Origin of the sequence: Sporosarcina sp. P20a (genome assembly GCF_002743175.1) — a bacterium.
Classification (GTDB): domain Bacteria; phylum Bacillota; class Bacilli; order Bacillales_A; family Planococcaceae; genus Sporosarcina.
On the sequence record NZ_PDYT01000002.1, the window covers coordinates 102,138 to 126,120 of the forward strand.

At 42.0% G+C, this 23,983-nt stretch carries 17 protein-coding genes and 1 pseudogene; 1 reads left to right on the forward strand and 17 read right to left on the reverse strand.

Features of this window, described 5'->3' with window-relative positions; translation table 11 throughout:
* Positions 1-286: 286 nt before the first annotated feature.
* From CSV72_RS03920 to CSV72_RS03950, 7 genes and pseudogenes are all read right to left on the reverse strand, one after another.
* On the reverse strand, positions 287-763 hold the full coding sequence (locus CSV72_RS03920; RefSeq protein ID WP_099677226.1) for a YxiG family protein: 477 nt from the start codon (positions 761-763) through the stop codon (positions 287-289).
* Between the two features lie 222 nt (positions 764-985).
* Positions 986-1,369 (reverse strand): VOC family protein, encoded by a 384-nt coding sequence (locus CSV72_RS03925; RefSeq protein ID WP_099677227.1) that lies wholly within the window; start codon positions 1,367-1,369, stop codon positions 986-988.
* A gap of 295 nt (positions 1,370-1,664) precedes the next feature.
* Entirely contained in the window at positions 1,665-2,174 is a 510-nt protein-coding gene (locus CSV72_RS03930) for a MepB family protein (RefSeq protein WP_099677228.1), read from the reverse strand.
* 418 nt (positions 2,175-2,592) lie between these two features.
* Positions 2,593-3,501 (reverse strand): TIGR03943 family putative permease subunit, encoded by a 909-nt coding sequence (locus CSV72_RS03935; protein WP_099677229.1) that lies wholly within the window; start codon positions 3,499-3,501, stop codon positions 2,593-2,595.
* Between the two features lie 15 nt (positions 3,502-3,516).
* On the reverse strand, positions 3,517-4,461 hold the full coding sequence (locus CSV72_RS03940; RefSeq protein WP_233191086.1) for a permease: 945 nt from the start codon (positions 4,459-4,461) through the stop codon (positions 3,517-3,519).
* A 129-nt stretch (positions 4,462-4,590) separates the two neighbouring features.
* On the reverse strand, positions 4,591-5,607 hold the full coding sequence (locus CSV72_RS03945; RefSeq protein WP_158232143.1) for a CobW family GTP-binding protein: 1,017 nt from the start codon (positions 5,605-5,607) through the stop codon (positions 4,591-4,593).
* A 524-nt stretch (positions 5,608-6,131) separates the two neighbouring features.
* A pseudogene (locus CSV72_RS03950) lies at positions 6,132-6,545 on the reverse strand (MepB family protein).
* Positions 6,546-6,870: 325 nt separating this feature from the next.
* On the opposite strand from CSV72_RS03950, the gene CSV72_RS03955 reads away from it, so the two are divergent.
* Entirely contained in the window at positions 6,871-7,842 is a 972-nt protein-coding gene (locus tag CSV72_RS03955; RefSeq protein WP_099677232.1) for a siderophore ABC transporter substrate-binding protein, read from the forward strand.
* 519 nt (positions 7,843-8,361) lie between these two features.
* Here the strand turns inward: CSV72_RS03955 and CSV72_RS03965 are convergent.
* From CSV72_RS03965 to CSV72_RS04010, 10 genes are all read right to left on the reverse strand, one after another.
* On the reverse strand, positions 8,362-8,922 hold the full coding sequence (locus CSV72_RS03965; RefSeq protein WP_099677233.1) for a class I SAM-dependent methyltransferase: 561 nt from the start codon (positions 8,920-8,922) through the stop codon (positions 8,362-8,364).
* Positions 8,923-9,033: 111 nt separating this feature from the next.
* Complete coding sequence (locus CSV72_RS03970) at positions 9,034-11,256, reverse strand: transglutaminase TgpA family protein (protein WP_099677234.1); 2,223 nt, start codon at positions 11,254-11,256, stop codon at positions 9,034-9,036.
* A complete protein-coding gene (locus CSV72_RS03975; protein WP_099677235.1) occupies positions 11,253-12,299 on the reverse strand; it encodes a DUF58 domain-containing protein in 1,047 nt (348 codons plus the stop codon). The genes CSV72_RS03970 and CSV72_RS03975 overlap by 4 nt, the downstream gene beginning before the upstream one ends.
* Positions 12,300-12,310: 11 nt before the next feature.
* Complete coding sequence (locus tag CSV72_RS03980; protein ID WP_099634475.1) at positions 12,311-13,255, reverse strand: AAA family ATPase; 945 nt, start codon at positions 13,253-13,255, stop codon at positions 12,311-12,313.
* A gap of 2 nt (positions 13,256-13,257) precedes the next feature.
* On the reverse strand, positions 13,258-14,889 hold the full coding sequence (locus CSV72_RS03985) for an ABC transporter ATP-binding protein (protein ID WP_099677236.1): 1,632 nt from the start codon (positions 14,887-14,889) through the stop codon (positions 13,258-13,260).
* Complete coding sequence (locus tag CSV72_RS03990; RefSeq protein WP_099677237.1) at positions 14,862-15,731, reverse strand: energy-coupling factor transporter transmembrane component T; 870 nt, start codon at positions 15,729-15,731, stop codon at positions 14,862-14,864. The genes CSV72_RS03985 and CSV72_RS03990 overlap by 28 nt, the downstream gene beginning before the upstream one ends.
* Entirely contained in the window at positions 15,732-16,286 is a 555-nt protein-coding gene (locus CSV72_RS03995) for a DUF4430 domain-containing protein (protein WP_099677238.1), read from the reverse strand.
* Between the two features lie 9 nt (positions 16,287-16,295).
* Complete coding sequence (locus tag CSV72_RS04000) at positions 16,296-18,131, reverse strand: prenyltransferase/squalene oxidase repeat-containing protein (RefSeq protein ID WP_099677239.1); 1,836 nt, start codon at positions 18,129-18,131, stop codon at positions 16,296-16,298.
* 18 nt (positions 18,132-18,149) lie between these two features.
* A complete protein-coding gene (locus tag CSV72_RS04005) occupies positions 18,150-20,282 on the reverse strand; it encodes a DUF4430 domain-containing protein (RefSeq protein ID WP_158232144.1) in 2,133 nt (710 codons plus the stop codon).
* A 120-nt stretch (positions 20,283-20,402) separates the two neighbouring features.
* Positions 20,403-23,978, reverse strand: coding sequence for an S-layer homology domain-containing protein (locus CSV72_RS04010; RefSeq protein ID WP_233191070.1), 3,576 nt, complete (start codon positions 23,976-23,978; stop codon positions 20,403-20,405).
* Positions 23,979-23,983: the final 5 nt, after the last annotated feature.

Sequence of the window (23,983 nt, forward strand, 5' to 3'; positions counted from 1 at the left end):
TTCAACAAACGCTTCTGGAGATAATTCACGCAATTTACTATCGTACTTCGAACCTTTCCAGAGCGAACAGAGCAAATGCGTATAGATATTTCATCGCTTCTTTGAATCCGTCCAAATCGCCTTTTTCGTAATTTTTGGCACTAATACTGAATAGAGTGCAGATCTCCTATACAAGGATCGTATTCGCTTGTTTAAGTCAAATAGACGAAAGCTGCTTTTATGAAGCTAACATAGTTACATTGTGTTAGCTCCGGTGATTTAAGAATATTATAGTAAACTTTCTAATTTAATATGGACTTTTAATAGTTTCTTCGTCTACGATTAAATTCCGATACACTTTTTCGTTAATCATCAGAGAATTTGCTTCAATAAAAAAACAATCTTTATTATTAACTTGGAAATAGAAATTAGTTGAAGAACTTATAGATTCAATTTCTGGTAATTCGGGTTCTAGGCTCTTAATATTTATTTTTCCAAATCCATTAGGATGATAACTAATTTCTGAAAGTAAAAAAGGATCATTTTCTTTATAGTTATTTAATCTATATGTTTCTATTTCAGCGTCTTGATAAATAAACAGTGACATAACTTGTTTAAATTTAATAAATGTTTTTAAAATCTGTTGATTACTAACACTTACTAAATTTAAGACAATGGTTTCTTCTAAGTAATTAACTTGTATGTCATTAATAATCCAGAATTCAGCATTGTCGGCAAATAAACTTCTTATTTCTTGAGATACTAAGTCATTATTATTTTTCATTTATATCACCTTTCAATCATCTCTTGTTTTATATAAAGTATAATAAATTTTATTACGTTCTAGTTTTTCATTATAGTTATTTCTTCATTTTAATTCACTTTTACTTCAAATGTATTTTCAGGAAGTTATAAAACCTCTTCTTTCACTAAGTCTATCCAATTGCCAAGTAAATTTATTGAAGTGATTTCAAAATCCTCCTTTTATGCGACGTGTTACTAGAAGTTATTTACTCTTTTCCATAACTGCAAAATAGTTTTGTTCGCTATCGGCAAAATTGAATACTTTTCCCGAAGGCATAGTTACAATTTCTCCGACTGTGATATTTTTATTTGACAGTGTGCTATGCAACTTATCGAGATCCTCCGAGAAAAACATTAATGAAGGTGTGCCAAGATTCATTTCTGGCTGCATTTCAGAAATCATTCTCTTGTTGTGAAGTATAATGCTTGTTTCGGCTTCCTTAGTTGGTGCTATTTCAATCCATCGCATTCCTTGACCATTGTCTTCATCTGAAATTACAATAAACCCTACTTTTTCAATCCAAAAATTCACTGCTTCATCTTGATTGTTAACATACAACATAACTTGACCGATTTTATTAATCATTTTTTTCTCCCCTTATCAATAATTTGTCGCTGATATTTATTGTTGGATTTAATTTGATATTTATACAATCTGTTGGCCTTATTACTAAAAGATCATAAATCTTTCATGATACAATCACATCCTATAAAGGGATAGTCTTCGGAAAACGTTGATATATGATGTAGCAGGACGCGTTCCGATGGCCGGTCAACCATAACCCAACCGCAAAGATCGGCTTCTCAGGTACCAGGTCCTAAAAACACTCTGAATAGCGCCATAACTTGGCGCTTGAATACAGGCACTCGATTGCAGTGTGTTAACAAAAATACAGTTCCATTATTTTGTCTTCGGTTAATGTATTTAAGGTCCTCATATCAACAAAATGAGGTAACTGCCATTGCTGTGTTTTCATCGCTTGTTTACTAGTGGGACTATCCCAGCTTGGATACACTCTTATTGCCATTTTTCCTTTTGTTGAACTGGATCTGAGAATTTTCTTTTTGAACATAACTTCCTTTGGGAAAATAAATTGTCCAAACTCATGTTCACTTTTAAAAGTAGTGATCACGAACAAATCAGGTGCTTCCTCATATGAATACGGCTGGTTTTTATTGTTTTCATCCTTTTCCCAAAACGCAACAAACTGCCCTACTTTACTAGGTGTTATATTCGCTACTCTGAATCGAACTGTTCTAGAAGATATTTGAAATGTACCAGCCCCATACTTAGCATTTTGTTTTTCTTCATGCACCGAATTTAAAATTAAATTATTTGGCTCATACATCATTTCGCTAATATAGGTTAATGCTCTATAAAAATCTTTCATTGTTTTACTCCTCAAACTCGTTATTTTTTACAGTATTATCCTGATAAATATAATTACTAGCATAACACCCTTCTATCAATTGTAGGGTTCAGTTCATTCAATAACTTGTTTTACACCTCAAAAAGCTGGAAATAATCCTAGTTGTTCACTTTACGAACGCGTCCTTTTTTTGCAATCAGGTGCCAGGTTCTTGAGAAAAAGTACCTGTGTGAAAAACAAACATTCATGAAATTTTCGTGCACAGATACCTTTAATTTTATTGGAATCAACATCAAATCCAACATTCTAAATGAGTACAAAGAAGGCCATCTGAATAATTTCTCAATCAGATGGCCTTCTGCTATATCTATATTGTACGGGAACTACTACTCCGATTCCCACGTATAAACTTAATTGTTCCAGGACCTGGTACTTTGAATCAATAAAGTGGCGTCAAATACGGATTCTTCGGCTCCTCGATTTCATCGACTTGCTCCGCCCGTACGGAAGCCATTCTCTGATCGTGATAGACCAATTCTTCTATCGTCCCGGTCACTTCGATCCACGTGTCATCTTGGAGGGACCCAACCTGTTCGCCCAACGCAATAGTGCCGAATACGCTGGCATCAGCGACACAGCAATTCATCGCAAAGCGAGCTACGATGATCTGGTCTTCGGCGAAGTCCGGCTCGCGGTAGACGAAGCCTTTGATGGAGACAGTTTTGCCGATGAAATCGTCTAGGAAAACGTTGATCAAGTAACTTACATCTAGATAGTTTTCATCCGTGATTTCAATATGGTTCATGGCTGAATATTTCTTAAGCTGGTCGCCGTAGATGGCCATGATGTCCAAGTCAGCGTCCGCCTCCGTGGTGCCTTCTTCTTCGCTCACGCTGTTCGCACCTTCTCCCCCGCCGTATTCACTGTCCGTTTGTGCGATACCCGGCGTATTGTACAGCCCGCCGCCATATTGGACACCCCTGTTGGAGGCGACCATGCTATCTACGGCCTTCTCGGGTAGCCCTAGACCGAGGACGATAGGCAGGATGAACAGCAGATAGATGCAGGTCTTGGTAATGAAAGAGCCTTTCATCTGATGGTCGACCCCGCAGTTGCATTCCATATCTTCCTTCAGTTTCGGCGACAGGCTCTTGAAGAAGAGAAAGATCCCGATGATCAGGAAGCAGGCCCCGGCAAAATAGACGAACGGCAGCATTTTAGGCGCGATATACAGCTGAATCGTATCATTCACGACGAATTTTACGATGAGCAGGGAGAAGCCGAGGAAGATGATGGCCCTCAGGAACATGTGGAATTGCAGTGAAGCGTTCGTTTTCCTGTTTCTCATGAATTTCCCTCCTCCCTACATCAGGAAATAATGGACCAGCATCACTGAACCAAATGTGACAGCGGTGATGGTGATCATCAATATGAGTACGAATCTGGTCTTGAAATAGGCAAAGTACAGTAGGGTGTTCTTCAGGTCGAGCAGCGGTCCAAACACTAGAAACGCCAGCAGGGAAGTCGTCGAGAATTGATTGGAGAAGGAGGACGCCACAAATGCGTCGGCTTCCGAGCAAAGGGACAGGATGAACGCCAGGCCCATCATGATTCCAGTCGCCCCCGCTTCCGTTGATGTCAGCGCAGCGAGCATCGTCCGGTCCAGGAAAACATTGACGATACTTGCCAGGAAAGCGCCAAATATCAGGTATTTCCCCATGTCAAAGAATTCATCGCTCGCATGATAGAACGTCTGCTTGACCTTGCTGGTCCTGACAGTTTTCCGGATACCCGGCGCGCCGGTCAGCCCGTCCTTCGTCCATCTCAGCTGGTTGGTGCTCCCAAACAGCCGGTAGATAATGAAGCCAATGACGATCGACAAGATAAAGCCGAGCCCCATGCGGAAGTACAGCACGGACAGATCTTGCTGGAACGCATAGTAGGTGGAGGCTGCAACGATCGGATTCAGGATGGGTGCTGACATCATCAGGACGACGCCGAAATGGAGCGGCATCCCTTTCTTGATGAGCCTGCGCACTACCGGGATGATGGCGCATTCGCAGACAGGCAGCACCGCCCCTAGGAGAGCCGCTGAAATTAGGCCGAAATAGGCATGTTTCGGCAGCACCTTCCGCAAGGTTTCCTCCGAAACGAACATCTGGATGAACGCCGACGCGAACACGCCGAGGAGGACGAACGGGAACGCCTCCAGCAGGATACTGATGAAAATGGCGTTCACGTGCAGCCATTGGTCGGGAACTATGATACCGAAGTACTCGAGCACTTGGGTGTTGAAAAGGAACAGCATAACGAACACGAAAAAAGCCAGTATTCCGATTATATCTCTTATTACGGTTATCATTTGTCGCGTCACAGCCTCCTCTTTGATCGGTTTGGTGATGACAGCGCGTTCATTTGCTATACGGGTGCAAGGTGGTCATGGGACGGAATCCGCCTTCGCGTGTTCCAGGAGTCTCCGGTTCATTGCTTCCTCTTGCAGACCTTCGCCGATCAGGACGATAAGCGGTTCACGGCCATCTTCCTTCATATGTTCCAAACTCAGCTCCCCCGAGGAAAACTGGAAGAGATAGGTGCCCGGTTCATTCAGCAGACGGACGAGCCCTTTTCCTCTGAGGACTTCCCGCGGCAGCTGTTCAATCCACCGGATGAGAGATTCACGAGTCATATCCGGCACGTCTTGTATACGAATGGAACGGATGACGGCTTGATGGTGACTGTGCACTCGGTCGGGTGCTGGCTGTGCATGTGGTCCAGACAATGTGTACCTCCTCCTGAACAATTGTGCGCTTTCCAATTTGCCGAACGTGGTGCGGAAGACAGGTGTGTCCGGCTGCAGCAGGTTTTCCATCTTTTTCTCGACCTTTGCCAGTACCGATGGTTTTGCTAGGTCAGTTTTGTTGATGACAACCATCTTGGCGCATGTCATTTGATCCTGCAGCAATTGGCGGATTTCCCTGTTGCTAGAAAAGCGGTTCCGGTATTCGAGGAATTTGCTTGCGTCCACCACGCTGATCATGGAATACAGATCAAATAATTCCCGAAATTCCGCACTGATGAGCGTTCGCTCTATCGCCAATGGATTCGCCACGCCTGTCCCTTCGATGAGGAGGATATTTATCGGCTCGGCCGCGATTGATCGTAGCGTTTCCTGAAGACCGTCCTGCATCGTGCAGCAAATGCAGCCGTCTAGCAGCTGTTTCAGATTCTGTCCTTCGAAATAGCCTTCCTCTATATTTTTCTCTCCCAATTCATTCAGAATGATCCCTGCTTTCCAACCGTTCTGCTTGCATTCTTCCATCATCGCAAGTAAAATCGTCGTTTTTCCACTGCCGAGAAATCCACTAATCGTATATACCGGTATCTTCATTTTCTTCTTCCCTTCTACCTGAGTGTTTGACGAAAAGGTGTTAATCGGAATGATTACGATTTGCAAATCGCCGTCTTTCCACTATAGGACCCACTATACGCAGCAGCCGGAGGGAATATGAACGGAGTATGCAAACAGGCGGGGAATACCTTACTCACCGCTTATCGTGCGGGCCACCGATTAAGTGAACAAGGATTAAATGTAATATACGATTAATCTTTAAAAACTCATAAGTCATGACTTATGAGAAAAATTAAGTATTTGTTAAAAAGACTGATTTCTCAGTATCAAAATTGAGAAATCAGGCTTTTTTCGTCACTCTGGAAAATGGCCCGATTACTGAAAGATCATAAATACTTCATAATACAATCGCGTTCAATAGATCTACAGTCCTCTAAAACTCTGATGTTTTCTAGGTCTTGAACTAATTCTGAATATTACAGGCACCTGATCGCAGTGAATTATCACAAATACAGTCCCATTATTTTGTCTTTGGTTATTTCATTTAATGTCCTCATATCTACAAAATAAGGTAACTGCCACTGCTGTGTTTTCAACGCTTGTTTACTAGCAGGATGATTCCAGCTCGGTTACACTCTTAATGCCATTTTCCCTTTTGTTGAACTGGAGCTAACCATATCCTGTTGCAACATCACGTCCTTTGGGAAAATAAATTGTCCAAACTCATGTGTATTTTAAAAAGTAGTAATCACGAACAAATCAGGTGCTTCCTCGTATGAATAAGGTTGATTTTTATTATTGTCGTCCTTTTCCCAAAACGCAACAAACTGCCCTACTTTTCTAGGTGTTGTATTCACTACTCTAAATCGAACGGTTCTAGAAGCTATTTGAAATGTACCAGCTCCATACTTAGCATTTTGCTTTTCTTCTTGCACAGAATCTACAAGTAAATTATATGGTTCATACATGATTTGATTGATATAGTCTAATGCATAATGAAAGTCTTTCATTGTCTTGCTCCTCAAATTCATTCTAGATTCCATTATTTTAATAATAATTTATAACATTCTTCTATTGGACTTAGTCTCTAATTCGTGTATGCTACTATTTCTCATTAACTTCCACTTGAAGATGATAGTCATTATCATTTGTTTATTGTATACTAAATGTAGCCTTTACCTTATTCTTTGCTTGTAATAATTCGTTACTACACGTTCTGGTAAGCATAGGCTCCATTATACAAAGAAAGGAAGAGCTGATAAAATCATATACTTGTTTTGAAATAAATAATAGGTATTCCATACATATCAAGATTTACTTTTGGAGCAGTAGTCATTCCAAAATTTTATACAAAGAGAGGTAATTGTCATGAAAAAGTGGTCATTATTTGTATTCATATTTGCCTGTATGCTAGTCATCTCCGCATGCGGATCGAAGAAAACGGATACACAAGCGGACGAATCGTCTAGCACTACCCAAGAAGGCGCAGAATCGACTGAAATAAAAATTAAGCATGACCTTGATGAGCAAGAAGTTGTTTTGACTAAAGTGCCAGAAAAAATTGTTGTACTAGATTTTGGCGTTTTAGATACGTTAGATTCGCTGGGTGTTGAAGTTGCAGGCGTTCCACAAAATGCGGTACCTGAGTATCTAAAAAAATATGCTGGCTCTGAATATACGAATGTAGGAAGTTTAGTGGAACCAGACTTTGAGGCAATTGATGGAATGAAACCGGACCTTATTATTATCGGGGATCGTCAAGCCGAAATGTATGACGAATTTACAGATATTGCTCCAACCATTTATATGAGCGTGGATTTCACGAACTACATGGATTCACTTACACATAATTTGGAAACTATCGCAAATATATTTAATAAAGAAGAGCAAATTGACAAAGAACTAACGGAAATAAATGAAAAAGTCGATGCCATTAAAGAGAAAACAAAGGATTTAGATGCGAAAACGTTGATTGTCATGGTGAATGAAGGAAAAATAAGCGCTTATGGACCAGGGTCGCGTTATGGTGGATTCATCCATGATGTAGCGGGCTATAAAGCGGTGGATGAGAATATTGAAAAAGCCAAATTTGGTCAATCCATTAACTTTGAATATATAACAGAAAAAAATCCAGACATTATTTTTGTTGTGGATCGTAGCGCAGTACTAAATACCGCTCATGATAGCACAAAGGAAATGTTTGAAAATGAACTAGTAAAAAGAACAAACGCTTATAAAAATGACCATATAATTTATCTAGATACGGAAGCCTGGTTCTATGGCGGCGGTTTGCAATCATCGAAAACGATGATTGAAGATACAAATGCCTATTGGAATTAAAAGAATCGTATTTCCTAATTTCATTTCACTAAGTATAACCTAAAGAAAAACCATCTAAATCTGTCGGGGTCTCTCCGTTTGCATTGGATGGTTTTTTCTATGTAATCAAGTGAATAGCAGCGGAACCTGGCGCTTTATAAAAATTCACTATTCCCCTATGTATTTCTCTTGGCTACTTAACTTCACTAACAACGGATATAGAATGATAACCAAAATGAATAAAGTGGGAAATAAGCTAAGTATTATAGCTTCTGGCAGATCAAAAAGCATTTGAATGATCAATGGCAACAAAACAATTGGAGTGACCATAGCCACCCTCCCTTTGGACTTTTGCGTTTGAAACTGTTTTTCGCCGCAGTATGGACAAGTCATGGCAGGGTTCAATGTCGCCGTCTTTTTTATTGTCTGTTTCTAGCTCCACTGAGTATGGCAATTTTCACATATAGGCATCACACTACCTCCTGTTTTCAAACTACCTCGATTGCAGATATAAGCAATCTAGCTAGTTCATATAGAAATTTATTTCCTACTAGTGGCTATAAACATTGAGGCATCTTGATTCGCAAAAAGCTGTTTTCCATGATAGAACGTCTTACATGTACTAGACGTAAATCCAACTTCGGATAATATGTTTTTTAATTCATTATGTGAAAAGCCATTATGAATTTTCGGATGGTTGACTCTTTCATTTTTGTCAAAATCAACAATGATTAGTTGGCCATCATCTGGTAAAATACTAAACAACTTCTGCAAAATTAATGTAGTGTCGGGAATATGAAGTAGCACTAGTGATACTAACACAATGTCTGCCTTAAGTTCGGGCATGTCTTCAGTGAAATCTGAATACAAGACTTCACAGTTCGTAATGCCTCTTGCACTAATTTTATCTTCAGCATCCTGTAACGCTTGTTTTGAAGAGTCCACTAGCACTATAGAATCTACTAAGTCCGTGAGTTCTAAACTAACTAAACCAGAACCACTCCCATAGTCCACTAACTTTTTTGATTCACTACCTCGTAATAGCGGTCTTACTTCATCTACAATAGCGTTAACTAATTCCATTCGTTTTTCTGTTTCCATACTTCACTCTCCTGTATCATTACTCTACTATTCATACGTTTAGCGTGTGTGAAAGGATTCGTTTTGTGGTTGCCAGGTACTAAAAAAGCACCGCCAAAAGCGGTGCTTAGTTCATTGGTGACGCACAATAAACCGTAATCTCTTAATCCCTTTTTCCGATTGCTTCACAGCGCTATGAATATCCGCAAATAAGGTTTCTATCTTCGCGCGCTCTTCATCGGTCACGCCGTGTGGACTGTATTTAGCTTTTTGATAAATTTTCAATCCTTCCTCCGCCTCTTGGCGAAGTTTTGGATCGATATTGCCAACTGCTTCAGGTATCGTTTCGAATGAAGGCAGCTTCGCAACGATTTGTTCTTTCTCTAACATTTGCACAATGTACTGTACATGATGAATGACAGCCAAACGGTGATCTTTCACCCCGAGTTTTTGCTGACGTTTTCTTTTTCTTACGTAGTACAGCACGAACAGGATTAATAGAACAATCAATATAATGATATTCAACCAGAACCATACAGTAGTGTTTGGATTCACTTGCTTGGAATCTTCCGGCTTATCTTGATCTTCCTGCACTTGCGTCGGATCATTCGGTTCAGGTTCGACCGTGCTTCCACCGGTTGCGTCTGGTGAATCCGATCCGTCTAGAGCTGGATAGTCTTTTTTATTGATCTCCGGCATTTTCTCAGCGTAACTTGGTGTCACTTCAATCGGCACCCAGCCAACCATGTCAACGTAGATTTCTGTCCACGCATGGGCGTTTTTCTCACTGACATTGATTTCACTAAATGACGGTAAATCTTTCACATCATCCAGCCCAACGATATATCCTTCTGCATAACGTGCGGGCGTGCCGAGCATTCTAAATGCCAATGTAGCAACTGTCGCATAGTGAACGGAATAGCCTTCTTTTGATTCTTCCAAAATCCCCGTTAGGAAGTCCTGATCTTTTATTGGTTTGGCATTTTCATTATAACTTATTGTCTGTGCCAAAAAGTTTTCTACTTCCTGAATCGTTTTCTCATACGGTAAACGTGTTTCTGAATCAAGTATGTTATCGTCCATATGATTGCGCAAGACATTTAAACTATCTTGCGGCACAGCGAGGTATTCGTTGTAGACATATTGATTGTAATGACTTTCACGACGTAAATAGTCGGTATCTTTTGTCGTGTACAACGCATTCGCGATTTGTGGATAATCGGTATACGGTGTCAGCATATAGTTCATTTCCACTGTCCGTCTGCCGAAAATACCTGTCGCGTGGAGCGCATCAGCTTGTTTAGAACGGACAAGATTGGCATCTAGCCCAGCCAACTCATACGGTGCATAAATATATTGACTGGATGCACCGACGTTTTGAATAACGAGTTTCGCTTCTTCATACTGTTCTGGCAAACTACTTTCCGCTGCCAAGCTCAGTTGTTTCGCTCCAGTGAAATCCTCTTTCTGTAACGCTTCAAGCAGAGACTTCTGTTCCATATACGCATCCCCATCGATCCCCTTCCAGCCGCTTGGCGTGTAAGTTGACCCGACGAATCCTTTTAAATACAGAGGACTTGGATTTTCCATTGCGACTTTTAGCGCAGTATGATCATTCGGTGTAAACGTAGAAAGTCGCTGGAAGTTGCCAGCCGTTAGAACTGGCTCTTCATCTTTATAATAACGCCACTTCTCCCCTTGATAACGTACTATGTCTTCGATTTTCGAACTGCCTGTAAACTCTTCATCACCGTTTGGACTGATCGCCGTGTAGACGAACATGAGCACGACGAGTGAAATGGGTACGATTGCCATCCGTTTCCACCAGCGTACTGTTAGTTGGTTCATATACAACAATGTCACAATTAGCAATGCGAAAAATAGAATATCGAGAAGCAATGATGGCGATGTGCCAAGTATTAATTGTATCAACCAAATCACGAGTGCTAGCGCAACAAGAATCCAGCGTTTTTGATTCGCTACGGCGTAATACACCGCACTGCCGATGAGCAACGCGATTTGACCGAGGATCATGCCGTTTAGCCATGACGTCGTTTCATTGATGGATAATAGATCTATATATATATGCTTTTGTTCCGCAAGCGTGATCAACAATGCGTTGATCGTTCGTTTGACGTCATCTATGTACATGGATAGGAAAATCAAACTGAACACAACGCTCGCAATCAAGACAATATCGCCGCCACGCTGTTTCCACTGTATACGCGCGACCATCCATAGTAAGACGAGAACGAGCGCAGGTACGATACTCACCTCTGGAAACAGCATCGTACGGATTACGAGGAAAGCCGCTACGAGGACACTATACGCAACTACTCCATCTAGCCATTTCATACAGTCGATCCCTCCTTCTGATCCGAGATGACGACGGTCTGATATTCGGTACTATGCGCGATATTCGTCGTCAATACGATACAGTTTGGATACGTTCGTCTAAGCTTTTTCCACTGTTCATCTGACAGTGATAACTCTGTAGCGTTTCTCGTCAATACTTCTTTGATGGCGTTCGCTGCATCTCGTTCATTGTCGATTGTCAACTGCTCACCCGTCGAATGATTCAAAATGAATTGCACTTCGTGATCGCTTGCGACGTACGAGTAGAGCAATGCAGAAAACGTCTCGATGAATTCGTCATAGAGTGCTACGCGATTCGTAAACGACGTGAAGTCGAGCGTCATCATGACCGCATCTCCTGTCAACGTTTCATGCTGTTTGACGAATAGCTCATCCCCCTTACTCGATAATTTCCAATGAATGCGTTTAACCGAGTCACCGAGTTTATATACCGACAACTCCGCCAGCTCTTCCCCATCTATTTTCTTCATCGGAATTATACCCGGTGTTTGCAAGACATGCTGATTTTGCTCGATGTGCTGAAGTTTTAAGAAATAAGGATTCGGCACAATCAACATCGTAGACTGGGTATCTAGTTTCTGCACGGAACGGAAAAACGTAAAACTGTCTTTGATCGTCAGTTGTTTAATTCGTATATTCACTTGTCCCATATATTTCTGCGGCAGAACAAACGTAAATTCTTCCGCACTTTTCGCCGGGATAGACAGGACGTGATGGTGACTCTCTTGTCTACCAGTGAATAGATGTTCGATGACGAGATGTAGTTGTAGTTGCGTAACAGGCAAACGGCTCGTATTTTGTACGCGCAGTTGATAGCTCATCTGTTCACTTTTATAGATTTCATTTGCCGTGATAATCTCGCACTCGATTTTCCCTTTAACGAGATAGACGCTCAACACGAGCCACAGCCAGACAATAAGCGAACCGACTGCGAATAATAGAGCGAAATGCGTCGTCGTGAAGATGAAAAATGCGAGCGTAAATAGCAGCCACACGACGCTAATGAGGAAAGTCCCTATCATACGATCAGCCCTTACAATGTCGCAAGCATTGCTTGGTCGGGCGTGGCAACACTTTGCAGTAATTTTTCGAGTAGCATATCCTGCTCTTGTTCTGCACCGGGGACGCTTGACATGACAATGCGGTGTCGGCTCGTTGGCAACCACACGGCATGGACATCTTCCGGAATAACGTAATCACGCTGTTGTAAGAAGGCATGTGCTTTCGCCATCTGGCAAAGAGCGAGAGCGCCACGCGGGCTGATTCCTTGATGAATCGATGGGTGATTTCTCGTTTTCTCGGTTAGTGCTGTAACGTAGCGCAGAATCTCCTCATGAATGAACAAATTCTGTACTTGCTGCTGTAGCGCAAGCAATTCATTTTTCGTAATGACTTGTGTGAGTGAAGATAGCGGGTCTGCTTGCTGACGGTTTTTCAACATCTCCACTTGGTCTTCAAAATCCGGATACCCTACACTCAATTTAGTCATGAAACGGTCAATTTGCGCGGTTGGTAGCGGCTGCGTACCGATTGTGCCATATGGGTTTTGCGTCGCGATTACGTGAAACGGTGCTGGTAGCGGGTAGGTCACGCCGTCCACTGTCACTTGTTTCTCTTGCATCGCTTCAAGTAATGCTGCTTGCGTTCTTGAAGATGTGCGATTGATTTCATCACCAAGCAATAAGTTGCACATAACCGCGCCTTCTTTAAAGACGAATTCGTTTTTCTCTTTGTCGTACATCGTGAATCCGATGACGTCAGACGCTACGACGTCCGGTGTGAACTGGATACGATTGGAATCGAGACCGACGACTCGGCTGAATGCTTTCGCAAGTGTCGTTTTCCCGACTCCCGGTAAATCTTCTAGCAGTACATGTCCTCCAGCTAAGAACGTCATCCATACTTTTTGTATGACGTCGTCTTTCCCGTTAATTACTTTTTTCATTTCATGAAGTACTTGTGTTGATGGATTGCTCATTTTTAGTTCCTCCTGTTGTTCAAGTTCACAGCAGTAACGATGTCTTCCGCTGTGATGGCATATGGAAATAATCCGCGTGCAATCTTGCTGGCCGCGGTTGTGTAAAAGCGGTTAGACGTGAAAAACGTTTTCGGATGATTGATCGCGATGAGTGATTTATCGAACAGCATGCCGACGCGTGTAGAGACTTCTGCGGCAAATTCAATATCATGTGTAACGATAATCGTCGTGATATTCTGTTTTTGAAGCGTTCGAATCAACTGGGTCACTTCTTGTTTCGACATGACGTCCATTCCTTTAGTCGGCTCATCCAGCAATAAAATATCCGGTTTATGCAGCAATAATTTCGCAAGCGCTGCCTTCTGCTGTTCTCCACCACTTAAGTCAAACGGATCTCTTTCTGATAAATGTTCGATATGTAACTGTTTCATCATACTTGATACAGTCAATTCCCTCTGTTCTTTCGGCAATTTTTGCACAGGAACCGCATGGATTAGCTCTTCTTTCACGGTCGAGTACATGAATAACGTTTGCGGGTTTTGCGGCAATAAGACGATATTCCCTTTCCACTTGCTAGGTGCAACGTCATCGATCCATACTTTACCTGCATACGGCTTATGCAGTCCGGCGAGTAACCTTAGTAACGAAGACTTACCGACTCCATTGCCACCGACAATCGTGAAGATTTCGCCGCGATGGACGGTGAACGTTAATCCTGCGAGTAGATCATCACTCTTCCGATTATATCGGAAATGCAACTCTTTTACGGTGATAAGAGGTGGATGCTTTTTTCTCATCGGCTCCGTCGGTAGAACGGTCGGTGGATAGTGCCGAATGAAATCCATCCCATCGCGCACCGTAATCGGCGTCTCATCACGGAAACCAAGCTTATAATAAACACGCATCGCTGTCGTAAGTGCATCGAGCATCGGATGTTCAAGCAAGAAATTGCCGATTGCTTTAGGCGTCGTGTCATATAGAAGCGAGCCGTTTTCCATAAACAACACTCGATCGCACACCGGTAATAACTCTTCTAGCCGATGTTCTACAATTAAAATCGTCATGCCGAGCTCGCGATTGATTTTCTCAAGATGTGTCAAGAACTCGGAAGCCGCAATGGGATCAAGCTGCGAGGTCGGTTCGTCAAGCAATAAAATATCTGGCTCCATCGCAAGCACTGCCGCGAGATTGACGAGTTGTTTCTGCCCACCTGACAAATCACTAATACTATCGTGTAGCCAGTTTTGAATACCGAAGAAACTGGCCACTTCGGCGACTTTTCGCTGCATGTCTTCCGTCGATACACCCATATTCTCAAGACCAAATGCTAACTCCTGCCATACTTTTTCCATGACCATTTGTTCATCTGGATTTTGCATCATGTAGCCAATCGAAGTTGCCGTAGTCGACGTGGGCAGGTCATCTATTTTTTCACCGTTGAAATACACCGTGCCACTGAGTTTACCGCTCGGCCGCATTTCCCGCTTCAACATTTTCAATAACGTAGACTTTCCTGAACCAGTAGGTCCGAAAAGCGTCACGAATTCTCCACGCTTAATCCAAAAAGACACGTCTTGCAACACATGATGTTCTTCGTAACGAAAGTTCAGATTTTCGACTGTAAGTATCGCCATTTGACACTCTCCTTCGCTTCATAGATAAACGGGTAGAACATAAGCAAGCCGATGATGACGTAATGCCCTGCGCCTAGTGTCTGTTCACTGATTTCGGGATAATACTGCGTTTGGTGCTGCGAGAAGTACCCGATATAGTAGAGAAGAAATAACACGAGTCCAATCGTCAACATGCCGTCCCGTTTCGTGAACCGCATTACTCTATACTGCGTTCTCGCTTTCGTCATGCCATAGCCTCGCGCCTTCATGACATCCGGCTTCACGAAAACAAACTCCGCAGTCTGAACGAGCGTTTGGCGCCACAGTGCGAACGCGCGACGAAACTTCTCCACTCTGCTGTTTACTTTGTAAAAACCTATTCCGCGTTGTGCCATTTGCTTTTCACGCCATTTCGTTTTAAATAATGGGATGAAACGCCACAGCATGGAAACTAGAATGCCAAGGTTAGCGGACACTCGTGTCAGTACAGCAAGCACTTTATTTGTCGTAAATATCTCGAAATAACTCTTCATCCAAAAACACGTGGCGACAACGGTACCTGCCAGGACAAGCCCTTTCGTCACCGCTTCAAGCGTTACCGCGTGGTCATTGAGGAAAAACAATGGGGTAAAACCGTTATGTACATACGATGGATAGGCTGCGGCAATTAGCAGAAAGACGAAAAAGTAATAGACTACGTCTTTACTTGCTGTCCGCATTCCATGCAACATGAAGAAGTACAGAATACCACCGATCAAAGCAAGCGCCACGATGATCGGATGAAAAGAGCTGAACATCGTGACGAGAACGACTGTAACGTAGACAAGTAGCAATATAGGGTGAAAGTTTGAGAATGCGCTCATCTAGTTTCCTACTTTCTTTAATTGTCGTATATAGCCATCTAGATCTCTACCTAAATCACACGTGTAATGGAACTCCACTTCATCGCCGTCTTGCAGCTCGTATTGACTAACGCCACGGCTAGGGAATTCGCCGTTTACTTTGTACATCCAGCCACTTAACGGACCACAATTGAACTCATATAAATAATTAATGCCTTGGACGTAAATACTGTTATAAATATTGTAGTCGGCTCCTTGGTACTCCATCGGGATGCGGTGATGACGTGTCGCGCGATCGAGTAAATCAAATGCAGTATCACCACTGCGCAGCACGTATTCCGTTTTTTTAAGGATCTCGCCGTCCGGTTCCACATATTTCTCGAGACCCGGTTTCAGCTTATCCATCGAGTCAAGGACGGTATCACTGCGTATTTCAAGCGTCACCGTCTCTGAGTCTTCCGTAATTTCGTCGATATGGGTCAAGTAATATTCTTCCACGGATTGAATCTTCGTTCCCGTGACGAGCCACCCAACGATAAAGAGGACGAATGCTACAACTAATAGATCTTTCTTCATTATATCCCTCTAATCTCTTTGACGCCTTCTTTTTTGGATTCTACTAATCACTACGAGGATTAAACCTACTGCAACGATTCCGAGCACCCATGAAATTCGCTTCGCTCTCACAGCATTGTCAATTTGAGTTTTCGATTTCTTGAGGTCTTCATAGTTCAAGACTTTCCCTTGATCGTAAGGAGATAACGCGTTAAATCGCTCTAGAATCGCATCGACATTGTCTTGATCTTTGCTTGTTAATTCATTGAATGGATACAGTTGATCGAGCACCATATCATTAATGCTTTGGATCTCGGCTTCCATTTTCTCCATTTCTTCTTTGTATTCGTAGAGTTTCACCAATTCTTTTTCAAAGTCGCCTTTATTGTCTGCTTGTTCGAACTGGTCGATCATCGAAACGACGTCAATATAATGCTCTGTCGTCAAAGGTGTAGGAATCGCGTCAATTTTTTCTACATCTTGTTCGGTAATATTTCGTGGCGCGGTTTGTTCCTGATAGATCGGTGCAATAGTGCCGTTACCTTTCGTGTAGACTTCATAGGCTTCACTGAATGCGGGAAGATCGAGCTGGATCGACTGCTTTTTTGCAGCTTCCGCGAGTTTATGGAAGTTGTAGACAAAGGAACGCTCCTCTATAGGAAAGTTTTCATATGTATCAAGCAATTGCTGAAGCTGTTTGGCATCGGTGTGTTCATTGATGTTCTGAATATCTTCCATTAACTTCAGCATTTGCTGCTTCATCTCTTGCGGATTTTCAGGACGGAAATCATACATCGTACGGTAGCCGTTTTCCAGTCGGTAGAGCGACACAAGTGCATAGAGTACTTGCTCGGAAGCCATCGAATTCGATTCATCCGGTAAGGAGGAAGGATTGTCCGCGTTATATGTTTTTGCGTGGACAAAACCGCCATCTTCCATTTGGAAATCCATGATGAAATCAAGCAATGAGTGATCGCCTTTCTTGAAGCGTTCGTCTTCATCTGGATGGATACCTAGTGACGTCAATGCAACGAGTACTTGCGCCGCACTTTCGACGTTGTCGTCATCTAGCGTACTGAAGCCACCCGTTGATGTTTGCATGTCCGATAACTTTTCTAGTGCTTCGTCGACAATCGTGTGAATCGTTTTCGTAACATTCTCACCTGTATCTTTTTGTGTATAAGTGAATTCTTCCGTGCTTTGGTAATATGGCGCGAGCGCTTGGATCGCCATGGCGGTCATATCGGTCTCTGCTTCGTCTTGATAGAACGAAAATCCGCCATCTTCAAGTTGCAGTGAGATAATTTCTTTAATGATCTCGATTCTTGTCATATCCGCGTCATCCGGCACTTTATAACGCATACTGTCAAGCGTGATCAGCCCCCAGATCCAGCCGTTGATACCTTGTGCACCTAACGACGTTTTCAATCCACGGTTATACGTGCCGTCCGCGATCAAGTTACTATCCCCAACCGCCGTCGGATCACCGCCAGCTGCCAATATTGCCAATGAAATCCGGTGCCATTCCGTCGCTTTCATATCGCTGAGCTGATCTTTCGTTTTATAGCGTTCGATCACATTGTTCTTGATGACTGCAAGATACGCCTGGTAATCGTCCGGATAACCAATACGGCCGAGGCCTACCGGATACCAGTCACCGTTTGTATTCCCCGCATGTGCAAGAAACGGTTTGCTCAGCAACGGATCAGACTCTGCGATATGTTCATCTTGTTTTTTCCAAGCAATGATTTGTTCAATGGTGTGTAGCAATGATTCTTCTTTTTCAGGTGTCGCGAACGCAACAGACGGCAGGAGTACCGCCGTCATCATCACGACTGTCACTAGCCATGCATAGATATCTCTCATTCCGTCACTTCTCTTTCCTTACCATTCTTTATTCCAATTCGCTTCGCTATCACCTGAACTGTCATGTCCGCCAATATCTTTACCGTAATGAAGTGTGTAGCGAACGCGCACCACATCTCCATCGAGGAAATAGGCATCCGAGAATCCATAGTTCGGGAAATCGCCATTGACGCTGTACATCCAGCCGGAGCCGTTAGCGAAATCGAATTCTCCTAGGCTGTCAGGTGAATACGCATCTATATTCGCTACTGATGACGAAGCTTCCACTAACGACCACAAATCTTCAGGAATTTGAATCCGGTTCAACATGCCAGGTTTCATTACTTCTTTCAAATAGAAACTGCTATCAAGACTACCTGTGTTCCCATAATCAAAACCGTGGTTTCTTAATACTTGATCCAGGATATACGTTCCACGCTCTCCTTTGTGAATATCCATCTTTGTAGGAGGAATTAAGTATTTGATGCCGATTGTAGAAGCTTCTACACTAATTGTCACTTGTCCAATGACACCATCGTCTCCTGGTGCTTTGGAATGGACTTTGAATGATTCTGTCACCGTGCGCCCTTCATCATCCCATACTTTGATGGAGACGTTATTCTCTCCCTCTTTCAGGTTGAGTTTATAACTAGTTTTGGCGCTATCATCCCATGTAAACGGCACATTCCCACCATTTACTTTGACCAGGACGTTTTTGCCCCGAATACGGTCGCCATTAGCGGTCACCGGCCATACATTAATAGTTTTGATGTCACCTTTGACTGTGATTCCTGATTTCAAATCTGTCACCAATTTTGGTGCTTTTGGATCGACTTCAGGCGTCTCTACAACATTTGGGTCTTTATATAAAATCTTATATTGACGTTCGAGTCGTTCCTTTTCGAATTGTCCTGTCAAATTAATGACATTTGTTCCGTTTTTCAGTTGGACACTATAATTCGTTCCATCCGCCGATGTCACGGTTTGACCATTCAATAAAATAGTCAGTGGTACATTCACGGTATGAGCGGAAGCTTTTGCGAAGAATGAAAACTCTGGATCATTCGCACGTCGATCTTGAAGGTCGGTATCGAGCGTTATAGAAATTTTTTCTTTCTCATAAATCACCGTATAGCTCTGCTCCGCTTTTTTATCCTTCAGCTTAGCGGTAAGGATAATCTGGTTAGGTCCTTCTTGCAGCTGTAATTTATAAACATTGCCTGCTACCGGTTTCAGTTCCTCTTTGCTTGTGAGAACCGTCAACTCCGCTTTGGTATCTGCTAATTTTGCCTGTGCTGTGAATGTCAAGGATTCCTCTGTCACCGTTCGGTCTTTTAATTCTGTATGAATGACAATATCTTTTCTATTGAGAATAACTCGGAAAGTTTGACTGACACGAATTTTCTCGCCATTCTTTTTTGCATAGATGACTTGAAACTCTACATCGTTTGGGCCTTCCGCTAACGTAAGTTCTCCCTTGAAATCAGCCACTTTTTTGCTATTTAGCAACACGGTCATTTCCTGGGCAATTAACGATTCATCCAAGTGCGTAACCGTAACATAGTATAACGGATCCGTTACTACTTCATTATTTGTAAGATTGGTAGTGAAGTAGTTATTTTGTTTATCCGCCACAGCTACGATTTCAATAACGTCGTCCTTTTCAGGGGCCGGTTTTTCCGGTTCAGGCTTCGGCTTGTCCGGTAATGGTTGGGTACTCCCCCCGGTTGAGTTATCGTTTCGATTAGTAGGTGTTAAGGTATCCGGAACAGTTTCATTGTTATTTGATACACTGTTCGCTGGTTTATTCGTATTCGTTGCATTATTGGTAGGTTGCTGAATCTGTACATCCTTTTCTTTTTTCGGTGTTTCATCTTGAACTGGTTGTTTTTTTGAGTCCACTTCCGCATTTTCGTTATCAGGCTCATCCGGCGTAATTTGTTCGTCTGCCGGTTGTTCTTTTCGATCGTTCTCAGGCTCGCTATCAGATGCCACCGATCCACCTCCCGCTAATTTCAACGTTGAGGCTTCGGCTATTTCATTGAAATCAAATGGATCCTCTCTAGGGTCTGATATCGCTGCATACGATATGCTACTAAACATCAATAAGAGAATCACACTATAATAAATAAATTTTCTATACTTTCCATAAAAAGTTTTTACATTCCCCATTACCATCCACTCCTCTTCGCAATAAAAGAAAAACTTTAAATCATTAAAGACTTTCTTTTATTGTGAAAAAAGATAGGAGAAACAAAAGCAATAAATCATTCGCTTTTGTTTCTCTGCCTCTTACATCATGTTGATTTTCTCTAATGTGTTACGCAAAATCTTCGCCATTTGTGCACGAGTCAAATTGCCTTTCGGATCGAATGAGCCATCGGGCTTTCCATCCATTATATTAAGAGCCCGCAATGTAGCTACAGCTTTTATGAATTGCGGTTGAACTAATTTCTTGTCTGTGTATTTTAATTCATTCGTTGCTAAATACTCTTCACCTTCAATATACTCCATTACTCGGTACATGAACGCAGCCGCGTGTTCTCTGCTTAACGGTGTATTCGGATTGTAATTACCTGGAGCATTGGTGATTCCCGCTTCATATAGTGCCTGGATTTCTTTCTCAAACCATTTCCCTTTAGTATCCTTATAGTTCGTTTCTTCTGTTGCTGTCAGGTTTAGGGATCGTGCAATCATTGCACCAAACTGCGCACGTGTAATCGCCTTTCCAGGTTCAAATGTTTCTTTCGTAGCACCTTGCACAACATAGCGATCAGATAAGAACTCAATATTGGAGATGGCTGTTTCATGTAATTTCTTAATATCTGTAAAAGTAACTTTGTCTGTAGAATAAACAAATTGACCGCTTGAGTTTACTTGCAATACTACTTGTCCTTTACGGATTTGATGCGGAACAGCACGATAGTCACCTTCCTGATAGCGCAAGAATACGCCGTCGGAAGATTTGTTTTTTGTAAAGGCTGTCAGTGGCATAGACACTTTCACGTATGTTTCAGGAATTGTGATACTGCGCTTGATTCCAAGTGCTAGAATCTCTTCAATCTGTACGTTTACTGCAGTTTGACTATTAGCGGTAACGATATCTGTTTGTATAGATAGTTTAGCATTGTTCGAGACGGCGTTTTTAAAAACTGCCGCTGGAATCTGCAAAGTTTCATTATTCGAGCTAGTTATGAGCACTTGATGTAGTTTCTTGTCGTTAATTTTCTGAATTAGCTCTTTTGAGAATATGACACCTATAACAGATTCCTTACTTTTCGAAACGATTTCCAATGTATTCGTCAGTTTGTTCTCTTTAATTTCATCAATACCGACAGAGCCTTTCACACTTTCCTTCAGGTCTTCCGGAATCTTTTGGTCTGCTTTCTTCAACTCGACCATTATAGCTTCTGCTTCTTTTAGTTTTGCATAGTTCGTCACGTCAGTTTGCTGTTCTTTTGTTAATTCGTCATAGGCTTTACGAATCGAACGGATCGTATCTTCGCTGTTTACGGTCAAATCTTTACTTGCCGGAAGTGCAGCGATTTCATTGATAATGAGTGTGACAGTGATTTTAGCATGTTCTTTTTCAAGCGTTGCAATCTTTGCTTCTGCGTTGACTAATTTCGCAACATTTGTCACATTGCTTTGCTGGCTCCCGCTCAATGCATTGTATGCATTGCGGGTTGCTATAACTGCGTCCTTATTTAATAAGGACAAGTTACTTTCAGCTGGCAATTGTTTAATCATCGCCGTAACTCGCTGTGCTAGCGACTGATCTTGTTGTAAGGTTGCGATTCTTGAGAGTAGATCAGTGATTTTTTCGCTATTAGTTACTAACTGCTTTTGGTCAGAAGTCAGTGCGTCATATTCCACTTTCGCAAAACGAACTCTTACATCATCCGATAGATTGACAGATGATGGATTTGGTAACGCTGCGATGAGAGATATCACATGGCTTGCTGCCAGTTCGTCAGCTTTTAGCTTTTCTAGTTGTGTTACTAATTCGTCTAGCTTTTGGATATTTATTACTTTCGATTGTTGAGCTTCCGGCAAATCTTTATATGCAGCTAGTGCTGCTTTCACTGTAGACTCGTCTGTAAGCTTAAGTGCTTCTTTGCCTGGTAGTACGGCGATTTGATCGATCACTGCTTGCACAACTGCGACTTCAACTTGCAATTTCTGGAGATTTTGAACTAGAGTTTCTAACTTTTCTTTATTTGTTACTAAATCTTTTTGTGTTGCAGTTAAAGCCTCATACGCTGCTTGTGCAGCATTGATTGCTTCTGCGTTGGTCAGATCTGCCTCAGCTGGCAGTGTGGTAATTTGGTCGATTACATCTTGTGCTACTTTCTGATCGACAGCATCTTGTAATTGTTTTAGTTTTTTGGACAACTCGGTTAGTAGAGTTGTATTTGTTACTAACGTTTTTTGTTTTTCGGTTAATGCATCATATTTTTTTTGTGCTTCTATTACTAACGCAGCATCTGCTAGCTTAATTTCTTCTACTGAAGGCAATGTGGCGATTTCATCATATACAGCCTTTGCTGCCTCTGCATCTGCTTGATCTGCCGCTTTTTGTAGTTCGTCCAGTTTTTCTAGCAATATGAGTAATAGATTGCTATTCGTCACTAGCTCTTGCTGGGGTCTAATTAGTTCATCAAATGCTGTTTGCGCTTCATTCACTTTAGCTTCATCCGTCAGTTGGAGAGCTTCTATAGATGGTAATTCTTCAATTTTATTGATCACTGCTTGTGCAGCATTTTGATCGATAGATTCTATGTCTGTTTTATCCACTATATTTCTAAGACTTTTTTCTGCTGTATCAATGATTTCTTGACTCGCATCGACTGTGCGTAACACTTCAAGTGCATTCGTATAACTTGTTTGAATTTCCTTGACACTGAGAATGGAATCTTTCTTCGGGGAACTGTTCACTTCCGCTATGATGTCAGTTAGAGAGTCTTTGTTAACTTTTGGAAACATCGAACTAAAACCGCCACCGATATCACTTCCCAAATTCACAGTGAATTGTACACGCATTACGTCATCATTCATTATATAATAATCTGCGAAACCTACGTTAGGGAACACATTGTTGACTGCGTACATCCAGCCAGACAAGTGATTAAACTCAAACTCTCCTAACCACGGATCACTCGAGTCGTAACCTGCTGTAGTAGGAGGCATACTAGATTCAGCTTTAAACGCATCAATCACAGCTTGCGGAATAATTGGCTCTCTTCCGATTAGCGCTCCTTCACTCACTCCTGCTAAATAAAAACTACTATCTAATCTGCCTGTATGTTCATATTCATAGCCATACTCTTTTAATATGCGATCCAAATGTTTGGCTGCATTATCTCCATTAATAATGGGAACTTTGACTGGTTCAATCAAATAATCAAGCCCTACTATAAAAGCATCCATACTAAAAGTAAATTCCCCAATGACATCGCCTATGGCTGCTTCTTCATATTTAACTGTAATCCGCTTTTCTAGTTGTTGATCATTAAAATCTACCTTCACCAACAAGTGATTTGTACCTTCACTTAAGTTAGCGGTATAACTTGTTTTTTCTGAATCCGTCCAATTAATACCTACCGGCTTTTCATTATTCGTTACATCCACATGTTTATCTGGGATTTTGTTATCATCCGCATCACGTGCCCACACGTCAAAAGTGATTTTATCGGATTTTGTTTCTATCGAATCTTTTAACCCGACTTTTAATGTAATCGACTGATCTTGTGTGTCCGCATGAGCAACCGGGGTAAATGAATTACCCCATCCTGCTCCGATCAACTGTGTGAATAGTAATAGAATAGCTAGAAAGCTAATAGCGACCCGTTTACATTGCTGATACAATCCCA

Bases quoted from the DNA above. Each gene is read 5' to 3' on its own strand.
- CSV72_RS03920 (WP_099677226.1), bottom strand. From the start codon at position 763: ATGAAAAATAATAATGACTTAGTATCTCAAGAAATAAGAAGTTTATTT.
- CSV72_RS03925 (WP_099677227.1), bottom strand. From the start codon at position 1,369: ATGATTAATAAAATCGGTCAAGTTATGTTGTATGTTAACAATCAAGAT.
- CSV72_RS03930 (WP_099677228.1), bottom strand. From the start codon at position 2,174: ATGAAAGATTTTTATAGAGCATTAACCTATATTAGCGAAATGATGTAT.
- CSV72_RS03935 (WP_099677229.1), bottom strand. From the start codon at position 3,501: ATGAGAAACAGGAAAACGAACGCTTCACTGCAATTCCACATGTTCCTG.
- CSV72_RS03940 (WP_233191086.1), bottom strand. From the start codon at position 4,461: ATGCTGTTCCTTTTCAACACCCAAGTGCTCGAGTACTTCGGTATCATA.
- CSV72_RS03955 (WP_099677232.1), top strand. From the start codon at position 6,871: ATGAAAAAGTGGTCATTATTTGTATTCATATTTGCCTGTATGCTAGTC.
- CSV72_RS03965 (WP_099677233.1), bottom strand. From the start codon at position 8,922: ATGGAAACAGAAAAACGAATGGAATTAGTTAACGCTATTGTAGATGAA.
- CSV72_RS03970 (WP_099677234.1), bottom strand. From the start codon at position 11,256: ATGAAATGGCTAGATGGAGTAGTTGCGTATAGTGTCCTCGTAGCGGCT.
- CSV72_RS03975 (WP_099677235.1), bottom strand. From the start codon at position 12,299: ATGATAGGGACTTTCCTCATTAGCGTCGTGTGGCTGCTATTTACGCTC.
- CSV72_RS03980 (WP_099634475.1), bottom strand. From the start codon at position 13,255: ATGAGCAATCCATCAACACAAGTACTTCATGAAATGAAAAAAGTAATT.
- CSV72_RS03985 (WP_099677236.1), bottom strand. From the start codon at position 14,889: ATGGCGATACTTACAGTCGAAAATCTGAACTTTCGTTACGAAGAACAT.
- CSV72_RS03990 (WP_099677237.1), bottom strand. From the start codon at position 15,731: ATGAGCGCATTCTCAAACTTTCACCCTATATTGCTACTTGTCTACGTT.
- CSV72_RS03995 (WP_099677238.1), bottom strand. From the start codon at position 16,286: ATGAAGAAAGATCTATTAGTTGTAGCATTCGTCCTCTTTATCGTTGGG.
- CSV72_RS04000 (WP_099677239.1), bottom strand. From the start codon at position 18,131: ATGAGAGATATCTATGCATGGCTAGTGACAGTCGTGATGATGACGGCG.
- CSV72_RS04005 (WP_158232144.1), bottom strand. From the start codon at position 20,282: ATGGGGAATGTAAAAACTTTTTATGGAAAGTATAGAAAATTTATTTAT.